Origin of the sequence: Stenotrophomonas lacuserhaii, assembly GCF_014836545.1 — a bacterium.
Taxonomy (GTDB): domain Bacteria; phylum Pseudomonadota; class Gammaproteobacteria; order Xanthomonadales; family Xanthomonadaceae; genus Stenotrophomonas; species Stenotrophomonas lacuserhaii.
Map to the genome: position 1 here is coordinate 75048 of NZ_JACSQS010000011.1, position 17417 is coordinate 92464.

12 protein-coding genes and 1 pseudogene are annotated in these 17417 nt (G+C 67.1%); 5 read left to right on the forward strand and 8 right to left on the reverse strand.

The genetic code is table 11. The annotated features are described in order from the left end of the window. The first annotated feature begins 8 nt into the window (after positions 1-8). The 3 genes from H9654_RS11635 to H9654_RS11645 all read left to right on the forward strand — a co-directional run bounded on the left by H9654_RS11635 (position 9) and on the right by H9654_RS11645 (position 3347). On the forward strand, positions 9-1856 hold the full coding sequence (locus tag H9654_RS11635; RefSeq protein ID WP_191770973.1) for an NPCBM/NEW2 domain-containing protein: 1848 nt from the start codon (positions 9-11) through the stop codon (positions 1854-1856). Positions 1857-1938: 82 nt separating this feature from the next. After that, positions 1939-2646: a FadR/GntR family transcriptional regulator gene (locus tag H9654_RS11640; RefSeq protein ID WP_191770974.1), complete on the forward strand. Its 708-nt coding sequence runs from the start codon at positions 1939-1941 to the stop codon at positions 2644-2646. Next, positions 2643-3347 carry an MOSC domain-containing protein gene (locus tag H9654_RS11645; RefSeq protein ID WP_191770975.1) on the forward strand — a complete coding sequence of 235 codons (705 nt, stop codon included), beginning with the start codon at positions 2643-2645 and terminating at the stop codon, positions 3345-3347. Before H9654_RS11640 ends, H9654_RS11645 begins: the two co-directional genes overlap by 4 nt. Before the next feature lie 26 nt (positions 3348-3373). Here the strand turns inward: H9654_RS11645 and H9654_RS11650 are convergent. Both H9654_RS11650 and H9654_RS11655 read right to left on the reverse strand, forming a co-directional pair. Then, positions 3374-4216, reverse strand: a pseudogene (locus H9654_RS11650) (isocitrate lyase/PEP mutase family protein). Positions 4217-4249: 33 nt separating this feature from the next. Beyond that, the gene (locus H9654_RS11655) at positions 4250-4912 is read right to left on the reverse strand and encodes an SDR family oxidoreductase (RefSeq protein WP_191770976.1); all 663 of its coding nucleotides are present in this window, start codon (positions 4910-4912) and stop codon (positions 4250-4252) included. A gap of 370 nt (positions 4913-5282) precedes the next feature. On the opposite strand from H9654_RS11655, the gene H9654_RS11660 reads away from it, so the two are divergent. Next, positions 5283-6422 carry a metallophosphoesterase gene (locus H9654_RS11660; protein WP_318241137.1) on the forward strand — a complete coding sequence of 380 codons (1140 nt, stop codon included), beginning with the start codon at positions 5283-5285 and terminating at the stop codon, positions 6420-6422. On the opposite strand, the gene H9654_RS11665 is transcribed toward H9654_RS11660, so the two are convergent. Genes H9654_RS11665 through H9654_RS11675 form a run of 3 tightly spaced genes read right to left on the reverse strand, consistent with a single transcriptional unit; the run spans position 6388 to position 10319 of the window. Next, on the reverse strand, positions 6388-7353 hold the full coding sequence (locus H9654_RS11665; RefSeq protein ID WP_191770978.1) for a TIGR03571 family LLM class oxidoreductase: 966 nt from the start codon (positions 7351-7353) through the stop codon (positions 6388-6390). The genes H9654_RS11660 and H9654_RS11665 overlap by 35 nt on opposite strands. A 57-nt stretch (positions 7354-7410) precedes the next feature. Beyond that, positions 7411-8703, reverse strand: coding sequence for a ferredoxin reductase domain-containing protein (locus H9654_RS11670; protein ID WP_191770979.1), 1293 nt, complete (start codon positions 8701-8703; stop codon positions 7411-7413). Beyond that, positions 8700-10319 (reverse strand): amino acid adenylation domain-containing protein, encoded by a 1620-nt coding sequence (locus H9654_RS11675; protein ID WP_225212015.1) that lies wholly within the window; start codon positions 10317-10319, stop codon positions 8700-8702. Before H9654_RS11675 ends, H9654_RS11670 begins: the two co-directional genes overlap by 4 nt. Positions 10320-10673: 354 nt before the next feature. Between H9654_RS11675 and H9654_RS11680 the strand changes: the two genes are divergently transcribed. Continuing rightward, complete coding sequence (locus H9654_RS11680; protein ID WP_191770981.1) at positions 10674-11921, forward strand: MFS transporter; 1248 nt, start codon at positions 10674-10676, stop codon at positions 11919-11921. A 121-nt stretch (positions 11922-12042) separates the two neighbouring features. Here H9654_RS11680 and H9654_RS11685 read toward each other — a convergent pair whose 3' ends face one another. From H9654_RS11685 to mqo, 3 genes are all read right to left on the reverse strand, one after another. Then, positions 12043-12990, reverse strand: coding sequence for a nucleoside hydrolase (locus tag H9654_RS11685; protein WP_191771006.1), 948 nt, complete (start codon positions 12988-12990; stop codon positions 12043-12045). A 311-nt stretch (positions 12991-13301) separates the two neighbouring features. Further along, entirely contained in the window at positions 13302-15458 is a 2157-nt protein-coding gene (locus H9654_RS11690) for a TonB-dependent siderophore receptor (RefSeq protein WP_191770982.1), read from the reverse strand. Positions 15459-15652: 194 nt separating this feature from the next. Beyond that, positions 15653-17359: a malate dehydrogenase (quinone) gene (gene mqo / locus H9654_RS11695; RefSeq protein ID WP_191770983.1), complete on the reverse strand. Its 1707-nt coding sequence runs from the start codon at positions 17357-17359 to the stop codon at positions 15653-15655. Between the last annotated feature and the right edge of the window lie 58 nt (positions 17360-17417).

The following is a 17417-nucleotide window of genomic DNA, read 5'->3' on the forward strand; positions in this document are numbered from 1 at the left end:
GAGAGAGCATGACCCGCAAGACCCTGCTTGCCGTCGCCCTGGCGTTGGCTCCGTTGTCCGGCATCGCCGCCGAGCCCCGCGAAGACCTGCAACCCAGCGGACGCTTCAGCGTCTATGGGCATGGTGCCGCTGCGACGCCGCCGATGGGCTGGAACCCGTGGAATGCATTCCGTACCGAAGTCACCCAGGACAAGATCCTGTCGGTGGCCGAAACCATCAAGCGCAATGGCATGCAGCAGGCCGGGTACCGCTATATCAACATCGACGATGGCTGGTGGCTGCAGCGTCGCGCCGACGGCGGCATCCAGATCCGCACCAGCATGTTCCCGATGGCGGCCAGCCGCAGCGGCGTGCCCAGCCTGCGGCCATGGACCGACCACCTGCATGCGATGGGCTTCAAGGCCGGGCTGTACACCGATGTGGGGCGCAACGCCTGCTCGCAGGCGCATGATGCGCACAGCCCGAATCTGCCGGTGGGCACGACGGCGCAGCGCGAGATCGGCCTGGAAGGCTTCGAGGCCAGCGACCTGGCCACGATGTTCGGGGAATGGGGGTTCGACTACATCAAGGTCGACGCCTGTGGGCTGGCCGATTTCGGCCAGGGCAGCAAGGCGTTGGCAAGCGCGACTTACCGCGAAGGGCGTCCGTTGATCGTGCGTGCCGATGCCCAGGCCACCGACGCGGACAAGGTCGAAGGCGCGTATGCACGGGTCGGCAGGCTGCTGGCACAGGTCAACCCGGACAACGACTTCGTGCTGTCGATCTGCCCATGGGGAGAAGCCGGCGTGGGCAACTGGGGCGGCCGCCACGGCAACCTGTGGCGCACCAGCCCGGACATCGAAATGACCTGGGAAAGCATGCTGCACAACTTCGATACCGCATCGCGCCGGGAACTGTACGCCGGTCCGGGGCGCTGGAATGATCCGGACATGCTGGCGGTGGGACTGGGCGAATTCGGTGCCGACCACATGACCGAAGCGCGCACGCATTTTTCGATGTGGGCCATCCTGGCGGCGCCGCTGCTGGTGGGCTTCGACCTGAACCATGCCACCCCGGCGCAGGTGGCGCTGCTGTCCAATCCGGAAGTGATCGCACTGAACCAGGATCCGGCCGGCAACCAGGGCCGGATCGTCGCCAGCGAGGGGCCGCTGCAGGTGCTGGTCAAGCCGTTGTCCACCCGTGGCGAACGCGGCGTGCTGTTGTTCAACCGGGGCGAAGCAACGGTGGAGGCACGGGTGAGCGCCGCGCAGATGCTGCTCAGCGACGCCGCCCCGATCCGGGCGCGCGATCTGTGGGAACAACGCGACGTCACAGCCACCGGAGGCGGGCTGGCATTCACCCTGCCAGCCCACGGCGCGGTGCTGTTGAAGGTCAGCGGGACGCCGGATACGAGCGGCGGCACGTCACTGGGCGAGATCACCGGCCGCATCCATGTGGCGGTGGACGGCCTGCCCGGTTACAGCGCCCGGCCGGCCGAGGTATCGGGCACCCCGCGGGTGGACCGCACACCGCAGGGCGGGCCGTTGCGCATCGCCGGCACGGCATACCCGCGGGGTATCGGCATCCACGCCAACTCGCGGCTTGAAGTGCTGGCATCGCGCGATTTCAAGCGCTTCACCGCGCTGGCGGGCGTGGACGACAGTGCGGCCGCTGCGTCCGGCAGCGTGGTGTTCAAGGTCTACGGGGATGGCAAGCCGTTGTTCACCAGCGCGCCGGTGCGGCGCGGGCAGGCGCCGGCGCGGATCGAGGTAGCAGTGCAGGGCGTGCAGGTGCTGGAACTGGTGGCCGAAGCGGCCACCGCAGGAGAAGGCGCCCGCACGCCGGTGGTGGCCTGGGCCGGCGCAAGCCTGCAGTGACCAGAGGCCTGCAGGGGGCGCGTACGGGGGCGGTCTATACTTGCGCCATGCAACCACCACGCGCTCCCGACCAGGTCCGGACATGATGGCCACGTCCAGTCGTAGCCTGCATGGGCAGATCGTGCACGAGCTCGGCAAGCTGATCGTGGCCGGCCAGTACAAGCCCGGGGAAATACTGCCGCGCGAGGAACGGTTGGCGGTGCAGCTGCAGGTCAGCCGCACCGCGCTTCGCGAATCACTGCGTGTGCTGGGGTCCAAGGGGCTGATCGAAACCCGCCAGAAGATCGGCACGCGGGTAAGGGAGTCTGAACACTGGAACCTGCTGGATCCGGACGTGCTGTCCTGGCACGGCGCGGCGCTGCCCACGCTCGAATTCGTGGAACAACTGGCCGAGATGCGCGAACTGATCGAGCCGCCAGCGGCCGCCTTGGCCGCGCAGCGGCGTACCGATGCACAGTTGACGCGTATCGGCCAGGCGTACGGCGCGATGGCGGCGGCAGAGGACATGGAGGCCTGGGCGGCGGCGGACCTGCGCTTCCACCACGCCGTGCTGGACGCGACCGGCAATGCGCTGCTGCGGCCGTTGTTCAGCGTGATCGAAACCGCACTGGGCAGTTACCTGCTGCTGTCCGCGCGCAAGGCCGATGCGGACTTCAAGTACTCGCTGCCACGACATGCGCGCGTGCATGAGGCCATCGCGGCGCAGCAGCCCGAGCAGGCCCGCCAGGCGATGCTGGAGATGATTGCCGACTCCCGCAGCAATCTGCGCAGCGAGGCGCCATCTCCATGATCTGCACGATTCCGCCCGCGGTGGCGCTGGATGCGATCCATACCGGACGCGCGGTCCCCTATACGCGGCCGGGAAGCTGCAGCGCGATCGCCAAAGTGCCGGTAAGCGGGCCGGTGCGCATCCATGCCGAAGGCATCGAAGGTGATGAACAGGGCGACCGCCGGGTGCACGGCGGCCCGGAAAAAGCCATCCACCACTATCCGTTCGATCACTATGCTTTCTGGCGCCAGGGGCATCCGCATCCTCTGCTGGCGGCGAGCGGGGCCTTCGGCGAAAACTTCTCCAGCACGGGGTGGACGGAAGATACGATCCACCTGGCCGACGTCATCCGGGTCGGCACGGCCACGCTGCAGGTGTCGCAGGGCCGCCAGCCCTGCTGGAAACTCAACGACCGCTTCGGCCTGCCGGACATGGCGCGCAGCATGCAGTCCAGTGGCCGCACCGGCTGGTATTACCGCGTGCTGGAAGATGGCGCAGTGGCGCCGGGCGATGCGATGACCGTGGTGGAGCGGCTGTGCCCGGACTGGTCGTTGCGCCGGCTCGGCCAGGTGCTGTTCGACCGTACCCTGGAGCGCAGCGTGCTGGAGGAAGCCAGCCAACTGCCGCTGACCGAATCGTGGAAGAAGCTGCTGTCCAACCGGCTGCAGCGCAACGAAGTGGAATCCTGGCAATCACGGTTGCAGGGGCCGGAAACCCGGTAGCGCCACGCCATGCTCGGCCGCTTGCATCAGGCATCGCGCTGCATGGGCCGCTCGAACAGTGCATTCAACGTAGCCCCGGACGCCGCTCCTTCCAGCCCGGCGAAGCTCCCCTGTTCCTGCAGCTGCTGGGCGGCCTGCATGAAACCGCCCCAGGCCGCGCGTGCCAGTGCGCCGCCCAAGCTGACCCGCCGTACGCCCATCGCGGCGATGTCCTGCAGGGTGAACGCACTGGGGCCGCCGACCAGCAGATTCACCGGTTTCGGCGCCACTGCGGCCACCACCGCCTCGATGTGCGCGCGCTGCACGATGCCCGGCGCATACAGGCAGTCCGCGCCCGCATCAGCGTAGGCGCGCAGGCGCAGCAGGGTGTCATCGATGTCGGGTTGGCCGACGAAGAAATTCTCGGCACGACCGATCAACATCACGTCCGCGCCCGAACGGTCGATCGCCATGCGCGCGGCACGCAACCGGGCCAGTGCTTCATCCAAGGGCCGCAGCGTCTAGAAGGCATCCGGGCTGGCATCTTCGATGGACAGGCCTGCCACGCCGGTGTCGATCGCACGCAGGACGGCGCGTTCGACATCGGCCGGCGTCGCGCCGAAGCCATCGCCGAAGTCCGCATTCAACGGCAGTGAAGTGGCATCGACCATTTCGCGCAGATGCGCCAGCACCTGCTCCAGGTCCTCAGCCCCATCGGCCTTGCCCTGGCTCCAGGCATGGCCGGAACTGGTCGAGGCCAGCGCCTTGAAGCCGGCGCTCTGCAGGAAACGCGCGCTGCCGGCATCCCATGGATTGGGAAGTACGAAGCAACCGTGCTGGTGCAGCGCGCGGAACTGCCGGCAGCGTTCGCTGGTATCTGGCGTGGGCATGGATGGAGTCCCGGTGGGCGCTGGAGGGAAGTATCAGGACTGCGGAGCAAGATAGTGCAGCGCATCGCCTACCGGCGTGGTGCCCGCGGTCAGCTCGATGATCGCCCGCGTGATGCCGGGGCGCTCGACCAATGCCACCAGGGTAGCGGCCACGTCGGCACGCGGCACCTCGCCGTAGGCGATGGCCGGGCCGGCCGTTACCCGCCCGCTGCCTTCGGCATCGGACAAGGTACCCGGCCGCAGGATCACCCACTCCAGGCCGGACGCGGCCAGGTACACGTCGGCCTGCTTCTTGACCTCCATGTAGACCTCGAAGGTGTCCGACATCGGCTTGCCCCGGCCGGCCTCCGGAAACGCAGACACCAGCAGGAAGCGCTGCACGCCGGCACGCCGCGCAGCATCCACGGTGAGCTCCAGCCCGCGGCCATCGATGGCGCGCGTGGTCTCCACGCCGCCCTTGCCGCCGGCGCCGGCAGAAAACACCACGACGTCACTACCGGCCAGCAGCTCCGCCAACTCCACGGCATCCACCTGCTGCAGGTCCCCGCTCACCGGCGCCGCGCCATCGGCCCGCAGCGCATCGGCCTGTTCGGCCCTGCGATGCAGCGCCCGCACCCGATGCCCCCGCTGCGCCAACTGCCGCACCAGATGCCGCCCGACCTTGCCCGCCGCACCCACAACAAAGACTTGGCTCATACCGGGCACTCCAGACAGGAAAAGAGCAACCACCATGCCCCACCCAACGTTGCCGCCATGTAGCGGCCCGCGTTGCTCCTCTCCTTTTTTTCACTACGCGGGCGGCCCAGTGGACCTGTCATGGGCCGGGCGGGTGGGGTTGGCAGGACGCTGAGCCGCATGGATGCGGCGACGCAGCCTACAAGGATGTACTTGCGGCGTGTCCTGCCAACCCCACCCGCCCGGTCCACCCCAGACCCAGCGCAGAACGCCGCCCGCGAGGGGCCCAGCCGTTCGCCGCAGAACACTGCTTTGCGCACTGGAACCCCGGATACGAAATCAGTCACGATGCACGGCCAACCTCCCCACTGCTCCCCCTGGAACCCCCATCGTGCTGAGTGTCATCGCTTCCGTTCTCGCGCTGTACATCGTGCTGCGCCTGGTCTGGCCCCTGCGCCTGCCATTGGCCGCGCGCCTTCTCCTTGCCGTGCTGGTGTTCGGCATGGCCCTGCACCATCGCATCGTCGCCCAGTTCGCCGGCACCATGGCCTCGCCGGAAATCCCGAAGATGGCCATCGCCGTGCTCGCCACCGGCTTCACCGCCCTGCTGCTGGGGGCGCTGTTCCTGCTGCTGCTGGATGCCGCGCTGCTGCTTGCGCGCCTGCTGCGCTCGGCCAGGGCCACCGCTGCACTGCGCGCGCGCTGGCTGCGGCCGGCGGCCGGCCTCACCGCGCTGGCGCTGGGCATTTTCGGTGTCAGCCAGGGCATGGCGGTGCCCAAGCCGCGCAGCATCGAGGTGGAGATCGCCGGATTGCCAGCCGCCTTCGACGGCTATCGCGTGCTGCAGCTGACCGACATCCATGCCAGCCGCCTGCTGACCGGCGACTGGGTGCGCAGGGTCGTGGCCGAAAGCAACGCACTGAAGCCGGACCTGATCGTCATTACCGGTGACCTGATCGATGGCACGGTCGCTGCCCGTGCAGATGATTTCCTCCCGCTGGGTGAGCTGCAGGCACCGGACGGCGTCATCGCCATCACCGGCAACCACGAGTACTACGCCCAGTACACCGAATGGATGCAGGCCTTCCGCGCGCTGGGCATGCAGGTGCTGGAAAACACCCATACCGAAGTGCGTCGTGGCGATGCGGCGCTGACCATCGCCGGTGTCACCGACCCCGTGGCACAGCGCTACGACCTGCCGCAGCCGGACCTGGCAGCCGCCCTGCAGGGCGCCGATCCGCAGGCGCCGGTGATCCTGCTCGACCATCGCCCGCGCGAGGCAAAGGCCAACGCGGCGCGGGGCGTGCAGCTGCAGTTGTCCGGCCATACCCACGGCGGCCACATCATCGGCATGGACCAGCTGGTGAAACGGGCCAACGGCGGGTATGTATCCGGCCGCTACCAGGTGGGCGACATGACGCTGTACGTGAGCAACGGTGCGGGTCTGTGGCCGGGCTTCGCCGCGCGCATCGGCGTGCCTTCGGAGATCACCCTGATCACCCTGAAGGCTGCGCCGAAAGCGCGGGAATGATCTCCGCACCGATCTGTTCGATGACCTCGGCGGCGGGCCGGCCGCCGCTGAGGTTGAACATCACGTGGTCCACGCCGAGCACGTGCATGCGCTGCAGGTAGTCCAGGATGGCAGCGCTGCCGCCACGCAGGCCCAGCTCCAGTGGCGTAGCCGGCGCTGCAGGATCTTCCAGCAGCTGCAGCTGCGCGGACTGCACGAAGGGCTTGCGTGCACTGCCGAGCTTCTGCCGCAGGGCGTGCTGCCACAGTCCGATCCGGCCTTCCTGCGTGGCTTCTTCGCGATGGTAGGTGGCCCAGCCGTCGGCATGCTCGGCGATCCACTGCAGGGACTGCCGGGCAGAGCCCACCACCAGCATCGGAACGCGTGCGGCCGGCGCGGGCAGTACCGGATAGCCGACCTGCTGCAGCATCAGCGCACGCTCCTGCGCATCCGGCGACAGTGCCGCGCGCAGCAACGGCCAGCGTTCGCGGAACACCTGCGCGCGCTGCTCCAGAACGGCGCCGAAGGCGGCGAACTCTTCGGGCCGGTCGCCCGAGCCCAGGCCCAGCATGAAGCGCCCATTCGATACGCGCTCCAGGCTCAGGGCGGCCTTGGCGAGGTGCAGCGGGTGGCGCAGCGGCAGCACTGCCGCGGCCAGTCCGATGGCAATACGCGAGGTGGCGCCAGCGAGCAGGGTGAGCCAGACGAACGGGTCATCGACGGCGCTGGCCTGTGGCGCAGCGGTGTCTCCAGGCGACCGCTGCGGCACCATCAGCGGGACATCACGCGCCCACAGCGCGGCGAAGCCCTGTGCTTCGGCCAAGCGTGCCAGCGCGTTCGCCTGGCCGGGATCGGATTGCGCACCGGCAGCAACGCCTGCTGGGGTCATCAGCCCAAGTGTGAGGTGGCCGGGAGAGAAGACCATCGAGTGAGCGGCGTTGAAGGATGTCACGTGGTTGTTCCTGCACAGGGCCGTGCAGCAGGTTAACCCGGTCCGCGCGCGGGGACGTCAGGAATCCCAGATTGCGCCGTATGCGGGCAGCCCGCGTGCCTCGCAGCCGTTGACCACTGAATCGGTCAGCGCGCGGTTGGCGATGCAGATCACGGCTTCGGCCTTCATATCCTGCGCCATGTCCCACGACAACCGCAGCAGGTCGGGCTTTCCGGAGAGCTGTGTATCCCAGATAAGCGCATCCGGTTGTGCCCTGAGGATTTCATCAACCAGTGCATCGCCGTAGGTGGCTCGAGGTGAGCGCACCGACCAGATCAGGCGCATGCGCACCCTGCCGGCAAGCAGGTGCGGCAGTACCGGCCCGATACCGCTACCGGTGGCAACGTAAAGCACGGAGCGGAACAATACTTCGATATAGGCAACGCCTGCCGTAGGGAAGCCCTTCATCCAGACGTTGCGCGGTGGGTCATCGATGAACTGACCTGTCCAGTCGCCTGCGCGCGAGATGATGATGCGAAAGTCGGTCTGTCCCGCTGTTGGAATGTTCGCGAAGGAATGCCACTGGCCCAACGGTGAGCGGCTGATGGCCGTAGCTGACCCCGGGAAGGGCGCGCGGACGCCTGCAAGGGTGAGGATCACTGCGTGCGGGGAGGGGCGGTGGACATCCAGCGCGATGCGCCGCAGGCGCAGCCAAGGCAGCAGGATGCTGGCCGTGACCATGACCAGAAGCGCGAGCAGGGCGGGATCCGGAGCGCCGCCGCGAGCGACCTCTTGCCCAGGCGTCGAGCCGAGTTGCAGGGCCAGGCCCCACGTCAGCAGCAGGATCGTCCAACCCACATAGCGGTGTACTTTCTCGAAGGCATCATGGCGCTGTGCACGCACTGAGGGAAGCGCGGAAAGCAGCATGCTGAGCAGGCATCCCAGCAGTGCCCAGGCCGTCCAGCGCAGGGCCGACGGGTGCTGGTCATCAGCTGCGGACAGCAGGCTGCCAGCGAGCAATGCCACCCATGCAGTTCCTGCACATGCGGCGCCGGCGTGGATGCCACCGTAGTGGTAGACCTTCGCCAAGTGCCGGCGGATGCCCAGGGGCCAGGTCACCGGTGCGCGTGTGGCCAACCAGAACAGCGTGGTGATGACCAGGCTCTGCCGTACCAGGATGGCCATCGCCAGGTTGGTCATCGCAAGGCTCGCCAGGTTTGCTGGCGAAGCCATCAGTGCGGTCCATCCATGACGATGCAGCTGCCAGGCGACCACCCCGATATTGACCAGCATGACCACCACGAACAGGAGCCGGTAGTGGCTTCGGCAGTACGTTGCCGCGCCCGTCACGCCGATCCGGTCGCCGCTCATCCGTTGCCTCTCAGGCGTCGCAGCAGGTCGCGCTTGTCCACCTTCCCACGCGGAGTCAGCGGCAGCGTATCCAGGGTCAGCAGGCGGGCCGGCACCGCATAGTACGGCAGCTGCCTCTGGGCATGCGTGCGTGCCTGCTGCACATCGGCGCTCACCGGTGTCAGCACGCTGGCCAGGGTGCGGGAATCCAGTTTCAGGGTCGCTGCCTGTTCGACGCTGCTGGCTTGCTCAAGCACGCGCGACACCGCGTCGAGTTCCACACGGAATCCACGGACTTTCACCTGGTCGTCGGTGCGTCCCAGATGCTCCAGTTCACCGTCGGAGGTCCAGCGGCCCAGGTCGCGCGTTCGGAACATCTTCCAACCGGCTCCCAGGAACGGATCATCGTGATAGCGCTCCGCCGTCAGCGCGGGATTGCCCGCGTAACCGGCGGTGACGCATAGCCCGCCCGCCCACATTTCGCCTGTTTCGCCCACTGCGCAGGGCTGGAACTGTCCATCGAGCACGTAAACGGTGTTGTTCGGCGTAGGTTTGCCGATATTGATGTGGCCGCTGCCGCGCTGGTGGCGGTGCATCGTATTGACAATGGTGGTCTCGGTGGGGCCACAGCCGTTGAAGAACGTGCAGCGTTCGCCCCAGTGCGCGGCCAGGCTCTCCGCGCAGGGTTCGCCGGCAACGGCGACCGTCTGCAGCCTGCTGCACCGGTCGCGGTCCAGTCGACGGAGAATGGAAGGGGTAGCGATGATGACGTCCACGCTGGCCGCCGCCGCCTGCATGTCATCCTCCCGGATGATCAGGGTACCGCCTTGACAGAGCGTGCCCAGGATCTCCCAGGCGGACATGTCGAATGCGATGTTGAGCAGCTGGCTGACCCGCATGCCGGGGCGGATGCCGAGGTTGCCGGGTGCGGTAAGCAGGATGTTGCACAGGTTGCGATGGGTCACCTTCACCCCATTGGGCATACCGGTGGTGCCCGATGTGTAGAGAACGAGGGCTGTCGAATCAGGCCGGACGCATTGCGGCAGCCACGCCGAGGCGCCGCCATGGCCCATGCTGTCTTCGATGACCAAGGTGCTGGCGCCGGACAGACTGCTTGCCAATTCATGATGCTCACGCAGGCACAGAAGTGTCTTGCAGCCAGCGTCGTCGACCAGCCGGGACAACAGCGCCGGCGGCACCAGGCGTATATCCTGCGGCACATATGCGGCCCCAAGCTTCAGGATGGCGATGATCGCCACCAGCATCGGGATGGAGCGGGTGACGAACAACCCAACGGCATCGCCGGTTCGTACGCCTGCCGCTTGCAGGCGCGCGGCCAGCTGGTCAGCGTCACGTACGAGGGCGGAATAGGTGATCGAGGTTGCACCATGCTGGGCTGCCACGGCACCGGGTTGGCGGTCTGCCCAGAAGGCAACGGCCTCGTGCACGAGTGCGTGATCCGGCGTAGCGGCCGGGCCGCAGCTCAATGTCCGGACGGCGATGTGGGGATGTTGCTGGATCGATGTGGGGGGCCAATTGCCTGCAAAGCAGGATGGAGCGTCGAAGACCATGAGTGTCCTTTCCGCGCGGACCGCGCAGGCTCGGAATCGATAGCGGTCCGTTTCAACCGCGGGCAAGTCTAAGAACGTTTCGGCGCTGTGAAATGTGAGCGATCACCGGGTCTTGGGCGATGTCCATTGAATTTTGAGATCGCACCAACGAGCATCAAAGCGCTTGCTGATTCATGTGTCTTGACGAGACGCCGCTCGCCGCAAACGCCGTCAGCCACCGCGCACGGATCCCGCCCAGCAGCGTGCGCGGACTGTCGTGATGAACCAGCCGATGGGGGCGGACGGTGCAATGGCGGCATGGCCGCGCAGGTGCCCGGCGGCCACGGTGTCCTGCTCTTCACTTTGCGTCAGCTAACGTCTGCCCAGTCCTTCAGGAGCGTGATCCATGCAATTGCTGGTTGTCGGTCCTTGAGTCCCGCCATGCATCGCCGCTCAATGTGGGTAGCGGCGCTCTCCACCGTCGTGGAGTGGTACGACTTCACCCTCTACCTGTACTTCGCCACCGTGCTCTCACGGGTGTTCTTCGGCGGCGGCGAGACCGCCCTGTTGGTCACGCTTGCCGGCTTCGCGGTGTCCTACCTGATGCGTCCATTGGGCGCGCTGTGCTTCGGCCACCTGGGCGACCGTCTGGGTCGACGCTGGATGCTGCTCGCTTCGATGGCATTGATGGCCGCGGCGATGCTGGCCACGGCGCTGCTGCCCACCCATGCCCAGATCGGTGCGGCCGCCGGCGTGCTGCTGTTGGCACTGCGCTGCGTGATGGCGTTTTCAGTGGGCGGCGAATACACCGGCGTGGTCGCCTACCTGCTGGAAAGCGCGCCGCCGCAGCGACGCGGGCTGGTCACCTCGCTGGCGTCCGCGGCAAGCGAGGTCGGGGCGTTGCTGGCGGTTGCGTTGTCGGCGCTGACCGTGGCGCTGTTGCCGCCGGCGGACCTGGATAGCTGGGGCTGGCGGATCCCGTTCTTCGTCGGCGCCGCGCTGGCGCTGCTGATCCTGCTGGCGCGCTCGGGCATGCACGAATCGCCTGAGTTCGAACGCCAGCAACGCGAAGGCAGCGTGCCCAGTGCGCCGATACGGCAGATCCTGCGCACTCATCCGGGGGCAGTGGCGCGCACCTTCGCGATCTCCGCGCTGGGCTCGATCACGTACTACGTGGGCATCACCTATGTGCCGGCATTCCTGCATGCCAATGGGCGCGGGGAGGGCGAGGCGTTGTGGCTGTCGACCATCGCCGCAGTGGCGGTGATCCTCGCCACCCCACTGTTCGGGCTGCTGTCGGACCGGTTTGGTCGGCGCCCGCTGCTGCTGGGGCTGACCCTGCTGTCGGCGCTGCTGCCGCTGTCGATGTTCGCGTGGATGGCGCAGGCATCGACGCTGGGCGTGGTCGGTGCAGCGGTCGTCCTGGCCTGCGTGGCTGGTGGCATCAGTGCCGTGGCGGCCTCGGCCACGGCCGAACAGTTCCCCGGCGAAGGTCGGCTGAGTGGACTGGCACTGGGCGTGACCATGGCCACGGCGGTATTCGGTGGCGCCACGCCGTGGCTGGCGCAGTGGTGGGTGGAGCGCAGCGGGTGGAACGCTGCGCCCGGTGCGATGATCGCCATCGTCGCGGTGCTGGTGCTGCCGGTGCTGTGGCGCCTGCCGGAAACCCGCCCGGCACCGCTGCGGTAGCGGCCCGCAGGGTGCCGGTCAGGACGAACGGCATAGCCACGCCCGGCGCGCGCAGCGGACGGCCGTGACGACCAACGGTCGTCACCCACCACCAGAGGACGGCCAGCGGCGGTTCCTGCCGTTACAGCGACAGGGTTCTTTCGATGTCGGCCAGCACGGCGCTGGCATCCACGCCGATCGCGATCGACTGCATCGCCTGGCCGTCCCAAACGCTGGGACCGAAGGCCATGCCGGCCGGCTTGGGGATGGTCATCCCGCGTGCCACGCCGTCGGTGGCCACGCGTACGCTGGCATGCTCGAATTCGAACAGTTCTGGCCGCGTCAGCGCGATGCAGGCACAGCAGTCGTGCACCACCATGCCCTTGTGGCCGGCCTGCAGGTAGAAGTCGACATAGTCCTGCGACAGCGCACGCACCAGGTCCGCATCGGCGCCACCGGCGTGGGCCAGTGCATCCAGTCCGTGGCGATCCATCTCCACCTGGGTGGTGACGTCCAGGCCGATGGCAGTCACCGGCCAGCTGGCGGTGAATACGATGTCGGCGGCTTCAGCGTCGCCCCAGATGTTGGCCTCGGCGGCCGGGGTGATGTTGCCGTTGACATGGAAGGCGCCTCCCATGATCACCACGCCGCGCACCAGCGAGGCGATATCCGGCGCTTCGCGCAGGGCCAGTGCCAGGTTGGTCATGCGCCCCACGGCGATCAGGGTGACCTGGCCCGGCTGCGCACGGACCAGGTCGATGATCAGCTGGTGCGCGCTGCGCGGATCGGCGGCCACGTCCAGCTGCGCCGGCACCGGGTGGTTGCCCAGGCCGTTGTCACCGTGGATGTGCACCGGCCAGGCTTCGGGCTGGGCATCGGGCTGCAGCGGGCCGGCGGCGCCGCGCGCCACGGGTGCGTCCAGGCCCCAGGCCTGCTTCAGGAACAGTGCGTTGTGGGTGGTCGATTCGACGGCGGCATTGCCGAACACGGTGGTGACGGCCAGCAGGTTCACCTGCGGGTGCTTGTGCAGGTACAGCAGCGCCAGGGCGTCGTCGACGCCCGGGTCGGTATCGAAAATAACGTTGTGCATCATGTTGTTTTTCTTCTTCTGTCCGGGGTGGTGCGGGGCGCGCTCAGCGGCTGCCCGTAGCGTAGTGTCTCAAGTGTCCGGACATGATGACAGGCGGGCCCGGCGAGAGGGGGCTGACGACCAGTGGTCGTCATTCCCGGGCCGAAGAGCGTGACGACCAACGGTCGTCACCCACCAGGGACGGTCGTCACCCACCAGGGACGGTCGTCACCCACCAGGGGGCGGCAATGCCCATCGGTAGCGCCGAGCCACGCTCGGCGAGCGCAGCGGGAGGGGCTGACGACCAACGGTCGTCACCCACCGAGGACAGTTCAGTACTTCCAGCGCAGGCTGAAGGCCACGAAGCGCGGTTCGCCGTAATTGTTGTAGTCCAGGTTGGCCCAGTAGGTCTTGTCGAGCGCGTTGCGCATGCTCAGCGTGGCGCTCCAGCTGTCGCTGATGCGGTAGCTGGCGTTGAACTGCACCAGCGCATACGCCGGCTGGTTGACCGTCACCGTGCCGCCCGGCGGGTAGGGCACGTTGAAGCCCTGCACCTTGCTCTGCCACTGCACGCCACCACCCAGGGTCAGGCGCTCCCAGGCGCCACGCAGGCGCACGCTGGTGTTGAGCTGCAGGAAGTCTTCGGGCAGGTTCGCATACAGCAGGTCGGTGGCCGCGCGGGTCACCTTGACGTGGGTGAATCCGGCATTGACCGTCCAGCCCGGCAGGATCTCGCCGTTGAGGTCCATTTCCCAACCGCGCGCCTTGGTGCCATTGATGCCGATGTAGGCCGAGCTGCCATCGCTGAGCGAACCGTCCGGCACGCTGGCATCGCGCACGGCGTAGTTGTCCTGCTTCGCTTCGAACACCGCGGCATTGGCGGTGAAGCGGCCGTCCAGCCACTGCGACTTGATGCCTGCCTCGACATTGGACCCTTCCACCGGGGCCAGCAGGTTCTCGTTGCGGTCCTTGTAGTTCTGCGGATTGAAGACCTCGGTGTAGCTGGCGTACCCGGAAACATTCGGAGTGATGTCATACACCAGGCCCACGTACGGGGTGACTTCGTCATCCACCTTGTAGGCGCCGCTGGTGGCGGTGTAGGTGTTGGCGGTGCTGTAGGCGCGGGTGCGGGTTTCCCACGAACTCAGGCGCGCGCCGGCGATCAGCGAAAGCGGTTCTGCCAGGCGCAGGCGGGTGGAGGCGTACACGCCGCGCTGCGTGGTGCGCGCATCGCGGTGCGCGCCGGTGCGGTTGACCACCAGCTCCGGCGCATTGCCATCCCAGGTGTGGATGTTGGGGATGTCGTAGCGCCAGCCGCCGGTGGGGGTCATGGTCCAGGCGGTGGACTGCAGATCGGAGAAGCTGCCACCGAACACCACGTCGTGCTCGCGGCCGAACAGCCCGAAGGTGCCCGACAGATACACGTCCACGCCCTTGCGGGTGTCGTCTGTCTCGCCCGCTGCACCCAGCAGGTAGATGCCTGCACCGGTCGTCGCATCCGGATACCCGCTGCCGTACACGCGCACGTTCTGCACGTTGCCGCGGGTGTAGGCGGTGTTGACCTTCAGCAGCCAGTTTTCGCCGAAACGCTGTTCCAGGTTGGCGAACGCGGTGCTGGTCTGGCGCTGCCACCTGGCCCAGTCCGGGGCCAGGTTGGTGCTGCGCGGCAGGTGCGAGAAGCTGCCGTCGCTGTTGAAGAACGGCACCGTGCCCCAGGTGGTGGCGGTGGGGTTGTTGTCCTGGGTCTGGAAGCCGACGGTGACGGTGGTGGACTCGGTCAGGTCGCCTTCCAGTACCGCCATGCCGGACATCTTGTCCTCGCTGTAGCGGTCGTAGTAGTAGTCCTTGTCCTGCCAGGCGGCGACCACGCGGCTGCGGAAGCGGCCATCGGCGGTCAGCGGCGCGTTGACGTCGGCCTGCATGCGGCGGAAGTCCCAGCTGCCGGCACTGACCGCGAAGGATGCGTCGAAGTCCTTGCCCGGGCGCTTGCGCAGCAGGTTGACCGTGGCCGACGGGACGCCGGCGCCGCTGAGCAGGCCATTGGCACCGCGGATCACTTCGATGCGGTCGTAGAAGGCGGTGTCGTATTCCTGGTTGGTCGAGCCACTGTAGGTCGGCAGGCCGTCCACCTGGAAGTCGGTGATTGCGAACCCGCGCGCGTAGTACAGCGGGCGCTGGGTGTCGTAGAAGGAGACGTTGACGCCGGTGACGTTGCGCATCACATCGTTGATGCTGAACAGCGATTCGTCCTGCAGGCGCTCCAGCCCGATCACGGTGCTGGACTGCGGCGTCTCCTGCAGGGTGATCGGCAGGCGCGTGGTGCTGGATGCAACGGCGCGGCTGCCGCGCACGCTGACTTCGTCGAGGGTCTTGGCATCCGGGGCGGCGCCGGCATCGGCAAAGGTATCGGCCAGGGCCGGCGCGGTGGACAGCGCGGCCAGCAGGGCAACGGTCAGCGGTGCGTGGCGGAAGGAGGGAATGGCAGTCATGGCGGCTTCGATGTGGGCGTGTGAGTCAGGCAGGGCAACGCCGGCGCAGGGGCCGGCAGCAGCTGGATCAGGGGCCTTAAATGTAAATGATTATCAAAGCCGTTACAATTCGCATCGCTCGGGCGCGCCAGACAGATACAGAAACGGCCACCCGAAGGTGGCCGTTGGTGTGTTGCCGGAAGCGCGCCGCAGGATTACAGCGCCTGCAGTTCCTCGTTCCTGTTGCGCTTTTCCTGCGGCGGCAACGGCGTTTCAGCCGGGCGCGCCACGGTCGCCGGAATGGCGGGCGGCTGGGCCACGTCGGCCGGCACGTCCAGGAACGGCAGCTTCAGCGTCTGGCTGGTCAGTGTGCGGATTTCGTTGGTCAGCGCCGGGCTCTCGTTGAGCTTGCGGCCGTAGGACGGCACGATCTCGCGCAGGCGGGTTTCCCAGCCGGCCTTCATCTCTTCCGGGAAGGCCTTGGCCATCAGGTCGAGCATGATCGGCGGCGAGGTCGAGGCACCCGGCGACGCCCCCAGCAGCGCGGCCAGGGTGTGGTCCTTGTCGGTCACGATCTCCGTGCCGAACTGCAGCAGCGGACCTTTTTCCGGGTCGTTCTTGATGATCTGCACGCGCTGTCCGGCGGTGACCAGGGTCCAGTCCTCGCGCTTGGCGTTGGGGTAGTACTTGACCAGCTCGGCCTGGCGGTCGTCGTCGTTCAGCTGGGCCTGGCTCATCAGGTACTTCACCAGGTCCAGGTTGTCCGCGCCCACGTTCAGCATCGGCGCCACGTTGCTGTGGGTGACCGACGAATACAGGTCGAACCACGAGCCGTGCTTGAGGAACTTGGTGCTGTACAACGCGAACGGTCCGAACAGAACCACCGGCTTGCCATCAAGCTTGCGCGAATCCAGGTGCGGCACCGACATCGGCGGCGAACCGGTTTCGGCCATGCCGTAGGCCTTGACCCCATGGCGCGAGGCGATTGCCGGGTCCTTGAACGCAAGGAACTGGCCGCCGACGGGGAAACCGCCGTAGTTCTTCGACTCCGGGATGCCCGACAGCTGCAACAGCTTCAGCGCGGCGCCACCGGCGCCAATGAAGACGAAGCGCGCGTGGGTGGTGCTCTCGTTGCCGGACTTGAGGTCCTTGACGGTCACGTTCCAGGTCTTGTCGTCGTTCTGGCGCAGCGCACTCACTTCATGACCCAGGTGCAGGCCGAAGTTCGGACTGCGCTTGAGCCCGTCGGTGAGCTGGCGGGTGATCACGCCGAAGTTGACGTCGGTGCCCAGCGGCATCCAGGTCGCGGCAACCTTCTGGTTCGGGTCGCGACCTTCCATCAGCAGCGGGGCCCATGCCTTGATCTGCGCGGGATCTTCGGAGTACTGCATGCCGTAGAACAGCGGATTCTTCACCATTGCCTGCTGGCGCTTGCGCAGGAAATTGATGTTTTCATCGCCCCACACGAAGCTCATGTGCGGGGTGGCGTTGATGAAATCGCTCGGCTGGCTCAGGCGGCCCTGGCGCACCTGGTGCGACCAGAACTGGCGCGAGATCTCGAACTGTTCGGCGATGCCGACCGCGCGCTTGGTCTCGATGCTGCCATCGGGCAGCTCAGGCGTGTAGTTCAGCTCGGCGAATGCGGAGTGCCCGGTGCCGGCATTGTTCCAGCCGTCCGAGCTCTCCTGGGCCACGCCGTCGAGCCGCTCGTAGATCTGGATGTTCCAGTCCGGCTGCAGTTCCTGCAGGTAGGTGGCCAAGGTGACGCTCATGATGCCAGCGCCGACCAGCACCACATCGACGGGTTTTTCGTTGCTTGCCGCCGGCACCGAGCGCGTGGTGAGCGGCCAGTACAGGAACAGTACCGACGACACCAACAGCAGCACGAGCAGGGCGGCTAAAGCCTTGCCAAATTTCTTCATGGGAGTGATTCGTTTGGGGAGGGAATCAGGATGCGGGCCGGCCACATAGGCAGTGTGA

Coding starts and splice junctions, on each gene's coding strand:
- H9654_RS11640 (WP_191770974.1), top strand. CDS start 1,939: ATGATGGCCACGTCCAGTCGTAGCCTGCATGGGCAGATCGTGCACGAG.
- H9654_RS11680 (WP_191770981.1), top strand. CDS start 10,674: ATGCATCGCCGCTCAATGTGGGTAGCGGCGCTCTCCACCGTCGTGGAG.
- H9654_RS11690 (WP_191770982.1), bottom strand. CDS start 15,458: ATGACTGCCATTCCCTCCTTCCGCCACGCACCGCTGACCGTTGCCCTG.
- H9654_RS11670 (WP_191770979.1), bottom strand. CDS start 8,703: ATGAGCGGCGACCGGATCGGCGTGACGGGCGCGGCAACGTACTGCCGA.
- mqo (WP_191770983.1), bottom strand. CDS start 17,359: ATGAAGAAATTTGGCAAGGCTTTAGCCGCCCTGCTCGTGCTGCTGTTG.
- H9654_RS11655 (WP_191770976.1), bottom strand. CDS start 4,912: ATGAGCCAAGTCTTTGTTGTGGGTGCGGCGGGCAAGGTCGGGCGGCAT.
- H9654_RS11635 (WP_191770973.1), top strand. CDS start 9: ATGACCCGCAAGACCCTGCTTGCCGTCGCCCTGGCGTTGGCTCCGTTG.
- H9654_RS11685 (WP_191771006.1), bottom strand. CDS start 12,990: ATGCACAACGTTATTTTCGATACCGACCCGGGCGTCGACGACGCCCTG.
- H9654_RS11645 (WP_191770975.1), top strand. CDS start 2,643: ATGATCTGCACGATTCCGCCCGCGGTGGCGCTGGATGCGATCCATACC.